We start from the raw sequence: 12,287 nt of genomic DNA on the forward strand, positions 1-12,287 counted from the left end.
GCTTGATGTCCAACAGCACAGCACGGCCGCTCGACGGGTTGCTCGTCGTCGACTTCAGCCAGATCGTGGCGGGACCACTCGCGGCGATGGTCCTCGGTGATCTGGGCGCACGAGTCGTCAAGATCGAACCACCTTCCGGTGACGCGGCACGGCAACTGGGTGGCCGACCGGTCGACGGCTATCAGGGAATGTTCGAGTCGTTCAACCGGAACAAGGAGTCCATTGTCCTCGATCTGCACGAGGCGCACGATCGCGACGTCGCCCGCGCCCTCGTGGACGAGGCCGACGTGCTGATCGAATCGTCTCGAGTTGGGGTGATGGACCGGCTGGGGTTGGGCGACGCCGTCATGCGCGAGCGCAACCCCCGCCTGGTGTACGTGACGATCTCCGCCTACGGCGAGGCCGGACCCAACGCCGAGCGCGGCGGAGTCGACGTCGCCATCCAGGCCGAGTCGGGATGGATGTCGATCACCGGCGACCCGGACGGGCCGCCGACGAAGCTGGGGTCGATCCCGATCGACGCGGCGACCGGTCACGTTGCCGCGCAGGGCGCGCTGGCGGCGCTGTTCGCGCGGGAGCGGTCCGGTCGGGGTGACACGGTCCGGGTCTCGCTCTACGACGTCGCGTGCCACCTGCACGCGCACGACTTCACCGACTACCTCACCCAGGGCTGGGTGGCGAAGCGGACGGGCAACTTCCCGGCGGCGACCACCCCGTCCGGTGTCTACGAGACCGCGGACGGTTCGATGGTGCTGGCGGCGTATATGCCGCACCACTGGGCGGTCGCGCTGGACATCCTCGACGACGACGAACTGCGCACCGACCCCCGGTTCGCGACGATGAAGGACCGCATCCGCAATCGGGAGGTGCTGCTCCCGAAGCTGCAGGCCGTGATGAAGCGGCGCACGACCGCCGAGTGGATGGCGGCGTTCGGCCGTGCACGGATCACGTCCGGCATCGTCCGGGACACCGGTGAGGTCGCCGAGTCCGAGCAGTTCGCGTCCAGTCGACTGGCGCTACGGATGGTGGACGACGACGGCCGTGAGGTGACCGCGATCCGGAGCCCGGCACGTTACGACAGCTTCGCCGCGGCACGGGCCAGGCCCGCCCCCCGGCTCGACGGCCACCGCGATGCGGTCCTCGGCATCCCGGCGGCCGGTAGTGAGGTACCGGCGTGAGTGCCGTCATCGCCGGCCTCGGCCTGACCGACGTGGGAAAGGTGTACGGGCGCCGGGCATCGGACTTCGCGGCGGAGGCGGTCCGGCTGGCCGTGACGGATGCCGGCCTCACGCTCGGCGACGTCGACGGTCTGCTGGTGAGCAGCGGCAAGTCCGGAGGGCCGGACCTGACGTTGGCCGAGGCGCTCGGGCTGTCCGACCTCGCTCTCCTGGAGCAGGTGAACGCGTTCGGCGCGACCGCGGGTGCGATGGTCGCCGCGGCGGCCCACGCGGTCGACTCCGGTCAGGCCCGCCACGTGGTGTGCGTGTTCGCCGATGCGCCCCTGCGTCCAGGCGTCCGCGCCGCCGGGGCGTACAAACGCCGTGCGGCAAACGGATACGGTGGGCACCTGGCGGCGAGCGGTATCACAAGTACCACCGCGTATTACGCGCTCGCCGCGCAGCGCCACATGCAGACCTACGGCACGACGTCCGAGCAACTCGGTGCCGTCGCGGTCGCGCAGCGTGCCTGGGCGGCGGACAACCCGGTCGCGCAGTTCCGGGAGCCGCTCACCCTCGACGAGCATCAGGCGTCTCGCTGGATCGTGGATCCGCTCCACCTCCTCGACTGCTGTCTCGTGTCCAACGGCGGTGCGGCGGTTCTGGTCACCACCGCGGACCGTGCGGCCGGGCTGGCCCAACCGCCCGTCCACATCTGGGGGTGGGGGCAGGGACACCCGGGCTACTCGTGGGAGCGGGGCAGTGACTTCGGACAGACGACCGGAGCGGTCCAGTCGGGGAAGGCTGCGATGGCGATGGCCGGTATCGCGCCCCGCGACGTCACGGTCCGTCAGATCTACGACTGCTACACCTACACGGTGCTGGTGACCCTCGAGGACTACGGCTTCTGCGGCAAGGGTGAGGGCGGCGAGGTGGCGGCGAGCGGTGCGCTGGGACCAGGAGGTGCACTGCCGACGAACACCGGTGGGGGACAACTGTCGTCGTACTACCTGTGGGGGATGACGCCGCTGGTCGAGGCGGTGATCCAGGCGCGTGGTCAGGGTGGCGCACGGCAGGTGGAGAACAACGACGTCGTCCTCGTCAGCGGCAACGGCGGCATCCTGCAGCACCACTCCACCCTGGTTCTGAGCCCGAATGCCAAGGGAGGCAATTGAGATGACCGATGTGGCTGTGGACTCGCGGTGGCTCTCGGTCGGGCGGAGCGGCTCGTCCGCGGAGTTCTTCGTCGCCGCAGAGCGTGGGGTGCTCGTGTTGCGGCGCTGCACGGAGTGCGGGCACCGGCGGATCGCTCGCCGTGACGTGTGCCGTGCGTGCGGGGGCCGGACCTTCGACTGGGTCGACGCGTGCGGGCGCGGCACCCTGGTGGCGTGGGGTGTGAACCCGGCGGCACCGGACGGCGGGGTGGTCCGCCCGTTCGGACTGGTCGAACTGGATGAGGGGCCGTGGCTCGAGTCCGCACTCGACGTCGACCCCGCGGCGCTGCTGGTGGGACTCGAACTCGAATTGGTCATCGTGCGCGGTGCAGAGGGTGACCCGTACCCGGCGTTTCGACCAGTCACTCGGGGCTGAAGCGGTCTCGCGCCATCCAATTGGCATGCCGATCGGGCAGGGTCTCGACTGGGCGCTAAAGTTTCGATATAAATATCGAATAATCGGAAAGGATTCGAGCGATGACATCAGTGGACCTCGGGGACATCTTCGAAACGGGCCTGCCGATCGAATCGACCCTGGAGGGGGCGGTCCGGCGCCAGGTGCGCGCGGACCACGTCGCGGTGGTCGAGTTCACGCGGGCGCCGCACAACTACTTCGACCGCGACATGGTCGCAGCACTGGTACAGGCGTGCGAGAGGTCGGCGGACGACGGTGCCCGCGCGGTCGTGCTCTGCAGCGCCGGCAAGTCCTTCTGCGCCGGCGCCGACCTCGCGGCCACCCCCGAGGGCGGGTTCGATCCGGCGCCCCTCTATGGGGAGGCCGTCAAGCTGTTCCGTCAGCCGCTGCCGATGGTCGCGGCGATCCAGGGCGCCGCGATCGGAGGAGGCGCGGGACTGGCCCTCGCCGCGGACCTTCGGGTCGCGTCGCCGCAGGCACGCTTCGCGGTGAACTTCGCGACCATCGGCATCCACCACGGATTCGGACTGTCCGTCACCCTCCCGCGCGTGGTGGGGAACCAGGCAGCCATGGACCTGCTGTACACCGGTCGCCGGATCTCCGCGGAGGAGGCGTTGCGGATCGGTCTGGTGGATCGCCTGTCAGCCGTCCCGGACGTGCGCATCGACGCACTGATGCTGGCCCAGCAGATCGCGGCGTCGGCGCCGCTCGCTGTCGCCGCGATCCGCCGCACCCTGCGCGGCGACCTCGCCGATCGTGTTGCCCAGGCGGTGGCCACGGAGTGCACCGAGCAGCTGATCCTGTCCGAGTCCGCGGACTTCGCCGAGGGTGTCCGCGCGGTCGCCGAACGTCGTCCCGGCAATTTCATTGCAAGATAAGGATATTGGTCATGAGAACCTCTGAGTTGGTCGAAGCGGCCGAGGTCTTCGTCGGCGGCCGCTTCGTGCCGGCGATCGACGGCACGCGGGCGGACGTGATCGAGGCGGCCACCGAGCAGGTCATGGGCCGGGTGGTGCTCGGCGGTCCGGCGGACATCGACGCGGCCGTCACCGCGGCGCGTGCCGGCACCCGGGCCTGGAGCGCCGTGCCACCCGCGACCCGTGCCGCACTGCTCGACCGCTACGCCGCCGCTCTGGACGCGCGCGCCGAGGAGACCGCGCGCGACGTCAGTCGTCAGAACGGCATGCCGATCACCTGGTCCAGGGTGGTCAACGGCCACTTGCCCGGCACCCTGGTGCGCTACTACGCGGACCTGATCCGCGGCGAGGTGCCCGTCGACGTGCGTCCCGGACTGCGCGGTGTCCGCACCCGGGTCGAGCACCGTGCGGTCGGCGTGGTCGCCGCGATCACGCCGTGGAACTATCCGCAGGCGCTCGCCGCGATGAAGATCGCACCGGCGCTCGCCGCCGGCTGCACCGTCGTGCTCAAACCGTCGCCCGAGACCTCGCTCGACGCATACACATTCGCTCAGGCTGCCCTCGACGCGGGGCTGCCGCCGGGTGTCGTCAACATCGTGCCGGGCGGCCGCGAGGTGGGATCGCATCTCGTCGCACATCCGGGCGTGGACAAGGTCGCCTTCACCGGCTCGTCGGCCGCCGGCAAACAGATCGGCGAGACCTGCGGACGTCTGCTTCGGCCGGTCACACTCGAACTCGGCGGCAAGTCCGCCGCGATCCTGACCGAGGATGTCGACCTCCCCACCTACCTGAAGAAGATTCTGCGGGTCTCCCTGCCCAACACCGGGCAGACCTGCCACTCGAGCACCCGGATCCTCGCGCCGCGGTCCAGGTACCGCGAGATCGTCGACGCGGTGACCGACACCGTGCGCTCCTTCCGTGTGGGTGACCCACTCGACGAACGCACGCAGATCGGCCCGGTCGTCACCGCGGCGCACCGGGCGCGCATCCTCAACTACATCGAGGCGGGCCGCGCTTCTGGCGCCCGGATCACCACGGGCGGTTCGACTCCCACTACGAAAGACCGGGGATGGTACGTCGAACCGACCGTGTTCGCCGACGTCGACAACAGCATGACCGTGGCCCGCGAGGAGATCTTCGGCCCAGTGCTGTGCATCATCCCGTATGCCGACGAGGACGAGGCGGTGGCAATCGCCAACGACTCGGAATACGGTCTGGCCGGGACGATCTGGACCCCGGACGAGGAACGCGGGATCGCGCTGGCACAGCGAATCGAGTCGGGCACCGTCGGCGTCAACCACTACGGACTCGACCCCGCGGCGCCGTTCGGCGGCATGAAGTCCAGTGGCATCGGACGCGAACTCGGCCCGGAGGGCCTGAACGCCTACCTCGTCACCCAGTCCATCTACCTACCGGCGCCGCGCGGCGCGCGCAGCAACACTGTTGGAGGAGACCGCACATGAACCGCGCCGTCATTGTCGACGCCGTCCGCACCCCGCTCGGCAAGGGCAAGCAGACCGGCGCACTCGCCGGTGTCCATCCGGTCGACCTGCTCGCCCAGGTGCTGCGCGGACTCGTCGAGCGCAACGACCTCGACCCCGCAGTGCTCGATGACGTGATCGTCGGCAACGTCACCCAGGCCGGGGAGCAGGGCGGCACACCGGCCCGTCAGGCGGTGCTCGCCGCGGGATTCCCGATCCACATCCCGGGCGTCACCGTCGAGCGCAAGTGCGGGTCGGGTCAGCAGGCGATCGACTTCGCGGTCCAGGGGGTCATGTCCGGGGCCTACGACATCCTGATCGCGGGCGGCGTCGAGTCGATGAGCCGAGTCCCGATGGGGTGCAACCGGATGGGGGCCGATGTCTACGGGCCGGCCGTCAACAGCCGGTTCCCGGATCTGGTGTCCCAGGGTATCGCGGCCGAGCTCGTCGCCCACAAGTGGGGCATGTCGCGCGCCCAGCTCGACGAGTACTCCGCCGCCTCGCACCTGCGTGCCGACCATGTCCAGAAGCAGGGCTGGTTCGACGACGAGATTGTCCCCGTCACCGGGCCCGACGGCGTCGTGACCGCCGATGAGACGATCCGCCCGGGCACGACCCCCGGGTCGCTGTCGGGTCTGCGCACCGTTTTCGACACCGACGACATGCGGGCACGTTTCCCGCACCTCGAGTGGATGGTCACCGCCGGCAGTTCGTCGCAGATCACCGATGGCGCGGCGGGCCTGCTCATCATGAACGAGGACACCGCGCACCGGATGGGACTGCGGCCACGAGCCGCGGTGTACGCGTCCGCTGTCGTGGGCGACGACCCGGAACTCATGCTGACCGGGCCGATCCCGGCAACCCACAAGGTGTTGAAGCGTTCGGGCCTGTCGATCACCGACATCTCGGCCGTGGAGGTGAACGAGGCATTCGCGCCGGTGCCGCTGGCCTGGCAGGCCGAGTTCGGCGTCGACCCGGCGATCCTCAACCCGGTCGGCGGTGCGATCGCCCTCGGACACCCGCTGGGGGCCTCCGGCGCCCGCATCATGGTCAGCCTCATCCACCAGCTCGAGCGCACCGGCGGGCGATTCGGGCTCCAGACGATGTGCGAGGCCGGCGGTATGGCGAACGCCACGATCGTCGAGTCGCTGGCTGCCCGGTAGACCGGCCGCCACTACCGCCGCATCGAAACCACTCACGAGACGAACACAGGAGAAGTGCACATGGACATGTCGAACGGAACGGCCGTCGTCACCGGCGGCGCATCGGGTCTCGGCCTCGGCACGGTCAGACAACTCGTCAACCGAGGCATTCCGACCGTCCTCGTCGACCTCCCGACGTCGAAGGGCGTCGAGATCGCGGCCGAACTGGGGGAGCTCGCCTCGTTCATGCCCGCGGACATCACCGACTCCGACCAGTTCAACGCGGCCCTCGACACGGCCGAGGCGATCGCCCCGCTGCGCGCGGTCGTGCACTGCGCCGGCCGCGCCGCCACCGTGCGGGTGCTGGACAAGGAGGGCAACCCCGGCGACATCGAACAGTACGAGGGCGTGATCAAGACCAACCTGATCGGCAGCTTCAACGTGCTGCGCCTTGCGGCCTCGCGCATGGTCAAGTCGGAACCGGTCGGGGAGGAGCGAGGCGTGGTCATCCTCACCGCGTCCGTCGCCGCCTGGGAAGGCCAGATCGGGCAGATGCCGTACGCGTCGTCGAAGGCCGGCATCGTCGGCATGACACTCTGTGCGGCACGCGACCTCGCGCGAAAGAAGGTGCGCGTCAACAGCATTGCACCGGGAATCTTCGACACTCCCGGCCTCGGGCGGCATTCGCAGGAGGTCCGTGACGGCCTCGCCGCGCAGGTTCCGCACCCGTCCCGGATGGGCGTGCCGTCCGAGTTCGGCCACCTGGCCGTCTCGATCGTCGAGAACCCCATGATCAACGGCGAGACCATCCGCATCGACGGCGCGATCCGCATGTCGGCGCGCTGACCGGCTCACAGGACCCTTCGGAGAACTATGATGGCACACCGCCTGATGCCACCCCCGACCCGGCAGAGTGACCGGGTCCGGACACTGCGCCTGCAGGTTCGTGGCTTCCTCACCGACCAGCGTGACGCCGGGGCCTTCGTGCCGCGGGTCGACTCGTGGGGCGACGGCTGGGACGAGTCCTTCAGCCGGGCACTCGCCGACCAGGGTTGGGTCGGCATGACCATCCCCACCGAGTACGACGGCGGCGGCCGGTCGTTCGGTGACCGGTTCGCCGTGACGGAGGAACTGCTCGCGGCAGGAGCACCCGTCTCGGCGCACTGGGTCGCCGACCGCCAGATCGCCCCGTCCCTGCTCAAGTTCGGCACCGACCACCAGAAGCAGACCTTCCTGCCGGAGATCGCCGCCGGCCGGCAGTACTGGGCGATCGGCATGAGCGAGCCCGGATCCGGTTCGGACCTGGCAAGCGTGCGAACGAAAGCCACACGGGCGGAGGGCGGTTGGCGCCTCTCCGGGACCAAGGTCTGGACATCGGGTGCGCACCGCGCCCACTACATGTTCGTGCTGGCACGCAGCGCGCCGCTCGACCCGGCACGACGGCACGACGGGCTGAGTCAGTTCATCGTCGCCCTGGATTCGCCGGGCCTGACGGTCTCGCCGATCCTCAACATCGCCGGCACCCACCACTTCAACGAGGTACTCCTCGACGAGGTGTTCGTCCCGGACGAGATGGTGCTCGGCGACCTCGGCGCGGGATGGCACCAGGTGACCTCGGAGCTCGGGTACGAGAGGTCCGGTCCGGAGCGGTTCCTCTCCTCGCTGGTGCTGCTGCGCGCGGCACTCAACGAGGTCGGCGACGGCACGCTGGAGCCGGATCCGCGGCTCGGCGCAGCCTTCGCGCGAATCCACGGCCTGCACCACATGTCGGCGTCCGTCGCACAGACCCTGGAGTCGGGCGCGGACGCCGACACGCCCGCCGCGATCGTGAAACTGCTCGGCACCAGGTTGGAAGGCGACATCGTCGATGTCGTCGACGAGCTCACCGGCCCGGAGCTGAGGGGTCCCTCGACCTATTCCCAGCTGCTGCGCTCCGGTGTGCTGGCGCGGCCCGGATTCACCATTCGCGGCGGGACAACGGAGATCTTGCGGGGCGTGGTGACCCGCGGAATGGGGTTGCGATGACAGCGATCAACGATTTCGTCGACCAGAGCGAGTTGCAGCAACTGACGGAGCTGGTCGAGCAGATCGCCACGAGCGCCGGGGCCGGCGAGGACTGCGCGTCCGCCGCGTCGCTCGACCGGGCGGCGTGGGATCTGCTCACCCAGGCCGGCCTGACCGAGCTGACGACAGACGAGGGCGGTGACGGCGCCGGCTGGCCCCACGTCGCCGTTGTGCTTCGCGAACTCGGCAGGCACGCGGTGCTCGTGCCCTTCGTCGAGCACGTGGTCCTGGCGTCGTGGCTGCTGCAGACCGCAGGACTGCCGTCCGGCGGCGGCCTGCGCACCGCGGTGACCGCGGTGGCAGGGCAGGCCGGGACCACGATTCCGTGGGGGCGGGACGTGGACGGAATCGTCGTCCTCGAGGTTGCCGGCGATGGGGCGACGGCGCGGATCGCCGAGGTTCCGGTCCCGTCCCTGGACCTCGCGTTCGACGTGAACGTCGCGGGAGAGCCCCGCGATCGCGCGAGGGTGACGCTCGACGAGTTCGACTCGCGTCCAGTTGATCCCGCGCTGGCCGAACAGTTCCTGCTGAGGGGCGTGCTGGCGCGGTCCCTGATGATCTCCGGTGCCGCGCACCGCGCCCTGGATCTCGTCGTCGAGCACGTCACGACTCGTGAGCAGTTCGGGCGAGCGCTCGGGAAGTTCCAGGCGGTCCAGCACCTGGTCGCCGACATGGCCTCGGAGTCGACACTCGTCGACGCGTCGACCGGGGCCGCGGTCGACGCGCTCGTCGCCCACGGCATCGGCGACCCCCGGGCCCGGTTCGCGATCGCGTGCGCGGCCTCGTGCACGGGTCATGCGGCGTCGACCATCGTGCGCAACGCCCACCAGGTTCTCGGCGCAATGGGTTTCACGCACGAACACACCCTGCACCGGTACACCAACCGCATCTTGTCGTGGCGGTCCGAGTCCGGTGCGGTGCGGCAGTGGGACGAGCGTGTCGCGCGCGCTGCCGCACAGACCCCGCGTGACTCGATGTGGTCGCTGATCGGCGACTCGTAGCGACCTGAGTGTGCGGGCCACACCACGGTGGTCCGTCCTCGAAGACAAGGAGAGAGCAATGTCAGACGAACTCATCGTCACGTACGTGGAGAACATCTGCGTGATGACGATCAACCGGCCGCAGGCGCGCAACGCCGTGAATGGCGCGACCGCGCGGGCGATCGCGGAGGCGGTAGACGCGCTCGACGAACGCGACGACCTGTCGGTCGGCGTGATCACCGGAGCAGGCGGAACCTTCTGCGCCGGAATGGATCTGCGTGGATTCCTGGATGGGGACCGCCCGTCGATCGAGGGGCGTGGATTCGCCGGGCTGGTCGAGCAGCCCCCGCGCAAACCGTTGATCGCCGCGGTCGAAGGGTATGCCCTCGCCGGTGGCTGCGAGATCGCGATCGCGTCCGATCTGGTGGTGGCCGCGGAGACGGCCAAGTTCGGCCTTCCCGAGGTGAAACGTGGTCTCGTACCCACCGGCGGCGGTGCACTGAAGTTGCACCGTCAGTTGCCGTACCACGTCGCGATGGAACTGCTGTTCACCGGTGACTGGCTCACAGCGGATCGTGCGCTCCAGTACGGATTCGTCAACCGCGTCGTGCCCGAGGGGGCGGCGTTGGACGCGGCACTCGAGCTAGCGAGGACGATCGCGGGCAACGGTCCGTTGGCACTCGAGGCGATCAAGCGGATCGTCCGAGAGTCGCAGGACTGGAGCGCAGCCGAGGGAGTGCGAACGCAGCGTGAGATCGCCGACCCGGTGTTCCGGTCGGCGGACGCGCGTGAGGGTGCCAAGGCTTTCACCGAGCGCCGGGCACCCGTCTGGACACGCCGCTGAGCCCGGCTCGCCAACCGTTCGGCTGGTCCGCCCGATTCCGGGTGGACCAGCCGACATCGTGCTGTCACACCCCCGGACTCGCCGGGCGTGTCGGGGAGCCGGTCGCACCCGCAGGGCGGATCAACGGCACGGTCATTCGTCGCGGACCGTCTTGGTGGATCTCACGGCCTTCGTGGATCGCGTCGCCTTGGAAAGCGTGGTGATCCTCGTCGGCGAGCTGGGGTCGAGCCGGATGGCGCGGATCCAGATCTGGGTGAGGGCGGAGACCACACGGTCTTCGTCGTAGTCGGGGTCGAGAGTGGACCAGTGCGAGTAGCTCGAGAGCATCGAGACCAGGGCGCCTGCGGTCACGTGCAGGTCCAGGTCCGGGTCGGCGATACCGCGATCCTGCAGGCCGGCGATGGTGCGCTCGACTCGTGCGACGTGCTCGGCCCGGGCGGCAATCCGGGTGGCCTGCACCTCCGGGTCCGCGGTGGCGACCTGTTCGACGAGGGTGAGGATGCGGGCGTTCTCGTGGTGCACGCGCAGATATCGGCGGTTTGCCCGCTCGAGGTTGGCGAGGCTGTCGCCCGGTGTGTCTTCGGAGCGGTGCGTGACGGCGTCGGCGATCAGCGTTCCCACTTGGTCGACGACGGCCTGGAACACTTCCCGCTTCGATCGGAAGTACGTGTAGAAGCTGCCGTGGGCGACGTTGGCTTTCGCGACGATGTCGCTGACCCGCGCATCGAGGTACCCCATCTCGACGAAGACCTCACGCGCCGCCGTGATCAGGGCCTGGCGGGTGGATGCGGACTTCTTGGTGCCGTTGCGTGCGGTCTTCTCGCGGCGTTCGGCGGAGGTGCCGGTAGCGACATGGCCGCCGCGTGTGATGCGTGTGTGCTGGTCAGCCTCTGCTTTCACTGCTCAACCCTAACGTACACGAATGATGACCTTCCCTCATTGGCGGTCCGCTGCGACTATGTTCCCGTCGCGGGCGGCGTGGACGGGTAGTACGTGTCGACTCACAAAGTCCCTGCGCGCTGGGCCAGCCAATGATAGGAGCGTCACGTGGTAGTCACAGGTCGATCAAGAGCTGTGGGGTCGTACTACGAGAGACGCAGATCATCAGGCAGTCGCCAGCGGCGCGTTCTGTGTCAGTAAGGACCGAGTCTCGGTGGTCTGGCGCCCCGTCGAGCACGGCGACCTCACAGGTGCCGCACGTGCCTTCCCTGCAGCCATACTCGGGTCGCAGTCCGGCTTGCTCAAGTGCTTCGAGGATGGTTACGTCGGGGTCGACGCGGATGGTCAGGCCATTTCGTCGAGCGCAGATGACTTCGAACGGCTCGTCGTCCGCGCTGGATACTTCTTCGAGGAGCGGGCTGAAACTCTCCACATGCAGGCGGTCGTCGGTGTCGGTGTCGGCGCACACCTTTCGTAGGTCGACCAACATTGCCGGCGGACCGCACGCGTAGATGAGGTGGTCAGCGGGCGTCTGTTCGACGATCGCGGCAAGGTTCAGGAATCCGTCAGCCTCTTCGGTGACGGTGGTGACGTGTCCACCGCGCCACGACGTCAGTTCGCTCACGTATGGCAGTGAGTCTTGCGTCCTACCTCCGTAAAATAGCTTCCAGTCGCGGCGCTGTTCGTCCGCGGTGCGCATCATCGAGATGAGCGGGGTAACGCCGATACCGCCGGCAAGGAAGACGTAGCCGGGCGCGTCTCGGAAGGCGAAGTTGTTCCGCACTGCCTCGAGGACCAGCTCATCCCCGACTGCCAGGTTCTCGTGTACCCATCGCGACCCGCCTCGTGAGTTTTCGGCCAGTCTCACAGCGATGCGGAGCTGTGATCGGTCCTCGTGTGAGGAGACCAGGGAGTACTGACGGCACATGCCTCCAGCGTCGATGTCGACGTGGCTGCCCGGTTCCCACGGTGGGAACGGGGCTCCGTCGGCTGGTTCGAGTTGGACTTCACGCACTCCGGCAGCGATGTCCAGAAGCCTGGTCACGCGTACCCGGCGGCCCTTCCAGACTGCTGGCAGGGCTGCGTCGGCCTGAGCGACGTCGAGATCGATGTCGATTTTCGTGTCAGACACGG

The 12,287-nt window shown here is 68.8% G+C and carries 12 protein-coding genes; 10 read left to right on the top strand and 2 right to left on the bottom strand.

Annotated features, from left to right (window positions below):
* Positions 1 to 5: 5 nt before the first annotated feature.
* The 10 genes from ABD951_RS05840 (at position 6) to ABD951_RS05885 (ending at position 10,214) form a co-directional block, all read left to right on the top strand.
* Positions 6 to 1,178 carry a CaiB/BaiF CoA transferase family protein gene (locus ABD951_RS05840; RefSeq protein WP_345342822.1) on the top strand — a complete coding sequence of 391 codons (1,173 nt, stop codon included), beginning with the start codon at positions 6 to 8 and terminating at the stop codon, positions 1,176 to 1,178.
* Entirely contained in the window at positions 1,175 to 2,332 is a 1,158-nt protein-coding gene (locus ABD951_RS05845; RefSeq protein WP_345342823.1) for a thiolase family protein, read from the top strand. The genes ABD951_RS05840 and ABD951_RS05845 overlap by 4 nt, the downstream gene beginning before the upstream one ends.
* 1 nt (position 2,333) lies before the next feature.
* Entirely contained in the window at positions 2,334 to 2,747 is a 414-nt protein-coding gene (locus tag ABD951_RS05850; RefSeq protein WP_345342824.1) for a Zn-ribbon domain-containing OB-fold protein, read from the top strand.
* A gap of 101 nt (positions 2,748 to 2,848) precedes the next feature.
* Positions 2,849 to 3,664 carry an enoyl-CoA hydratase/isomerase family protein gene (locus ABD951_RS05855; protein WP_345342825.1) on the top strand — a complete coding sequence of 272 codons (816 nt, stop codon included), beginning with the start codon at positions 2,849 to 2,851 and terminating at the stop codon, positions 3,662 to 3,664.
* An 11-nt stretch (positions 3,665 to 3,675) separates the two neighbouring features.
* On the top strand, positions 3,676 to 5,166 hold the full coding sequence (locus ABD951_RS05860) for an aldehyde dehydrogenase (protein WP_345342826.1): 1,491 nt from the start codon (positions 3,676 to 3,678) through the stop codon (positions 5,164 to 5,166).
* On the top strand, positions 5,163 to 6,347 hold the full coding sequence (locus ABD951_RS05865; protein ID WP_345342827.1) for a thiolase family protein: 1,185 nt from the start codon (positions 5,163 to 5,165) through the stop codon (positions 6,345 to 6,347). The genes ABD951_RS05860 and ABD951_RS05865 overlap by 4 nt, the downstream gene beginning before the upstream one ends.
* 60 nt (positions 6,348 to 6,407) lie before the next feature.
* On the top strand, positions 6,408 to 7,172 hold the full coding sequence (locus tag ABD951_RS05870) for an SDR family NAD(P)-dependent oxidoreductase (protein WP_345342828.1): 765 nt from the start codon (positions 6,408 to 6,410) through the stop codon (positions 7,170 to 7,172).
* A 45-nt stretch (positions 7,173 to 7,217) separates the two neighbouring features.
* Complete coding sequence (locus tag ABD951_RS05875; RefSeq protein ID WP_345342829.1) at positions 7,218 to 8,351, top strand: acyl-CoA dehydrogenase family protein; 1,134 nt, start codon at positions 7,218 to 7,220, stop codon at positions 8,349 to 8,351.
* Positions 8,348 to 9,391: an acyl-CoA dehydrogenase family protein gene (locus ABD951_RS05880; RefSeq protein ID WP_345342830.1), complete on the top strand. Its 1,044-nt coding sequence runs from the start codon at positions 8,348 to 8,350 to the stop codon at positions 9,389 to 9,391. Before ABD951_RS05875 ends, ABD951_RS05880 begins: the two co-directional genes overlap by 4 nt.
* Before the next feature lie 58 nt (positions 9,392 to 9,449).
* On the top strand, positions 9,450 to 10,214 hold the full coding sequence (locus ABD951_RS05885) for a crotonase/enoyl-CoA hydratase family protein (protein ID WP_345342832.1): 765 nt from the start codon (positions 9,450 to 9,452) through the stop codon (positions 10,212 to 10,214).
* A gap of 132 nt (positions 10,215 to 10,346) precedes the next feature.
* Here ABD951_RS05885 and ABD951_RS05890 read toward each other — a convergent pair whose 3' ends face one another.
* The gene (locus ABD951_RS05890) at positions 10,347 to 11,114 is read right to left on the bottom strand and encodes a TetR/AcrR family transcriptional regulator (protein WP_345342833.1); all 768 of its coding nucleotides are present in this window, start codon (positions 11,112 to 11,114) and stop codon (positions 10,347 to 10,349) included.
* A 154-nt stretch (positions 11,115 to 11,268) separates the two neighbouring features.
* The gene (locus ABD951_RS05895; protein ID WP_345342834.1) at positions 11,269 to 12,285 is read right to left on the bottom strand and encodes a PDR/VanB family oxidoreductase; all 1,017 of its coding nucleotides are present in this window, start codon (positions 12,283 to 12,285) and stop codon (positions 11,269 to 11,271) included.
* Positions 12,286 to 12,287 lie beyond the last annotated feature (2 nt).

It is taken from the genome of Rhodococcus olei (assembly GCF_039540555.1).
Classification (GTDB): Bacteria; Actinomycetota; Actinomycetes; order Mycobacteriales; family Mycobacteriaceae; genus Rhodococcus_G; species Rhodococcus_G olei.

Bases quoted from the DNA above. Each gene is read 5' to 3' on its own strand.
- ABD951_RS05840 (WP_345342822.1), top strand. From the start codon at position 6: ATGTCCAACAGCACAGCACGGCCGCTCGACGGGTTGCTCGTCGTCGAC.
- ABD951_RS05850 (WP_345342824.1), top strand. From the start codon at position 2,334: ATGACCGATGTGGCTGTGGACTCGCGGTGGCTCTCGGTCGGGCGGAGC.
- ABD951_RS05855 (WP_345342825.1), top strand. From the start codon at position 2,849: ATGACATCAGTGGACCTCGGGGACATCTTCGAAACGGGCCTGCCGATC.
- ABD951_RS05860 (WP_345342826.1), top strand. From the start codon at position 3,676: ATGAGAACCTCTGAGTTGGTCGAAGCGGCCGAGGTCTTCGTCGGCGGC.
- ABD951_RS05865 (WP_345342827.1), top strand. From the start codon at position 5,163: ATGAACCGCGCCGTCATTGTCGACGCCGTCCGCACCCCGCTCGGCAAG.
- ABD951_RS05870 (WP_345342828.1), top strand. From the start codon at position 6,408: ATGGACATGTCGAACGGAACGGCCGTCGTCACCGGCGGCGCATCGGGT.
- ABD951_RS05875 (WP_345342829.1), top strand. From the start codon at position 7,218: ATGCCACCCCCGACCCGGCAGAGTGACCGGGTCCGGACACTGCGCCTG.
- ABD951_RS05880 (WP_345342830.1), top strand. From the start codon at position 8,348: ATGACAGCGATCAACGATTTCGTCGACCAGAGCGAGTTGCAGCAACTG.
- ABD951_RS05885 (WP_345342832.1), top strand. From the start codon at position 9,450: ATGTCAGACGAACTCATCGTCACGTACGTGGAGAACATCTGCGTGATG.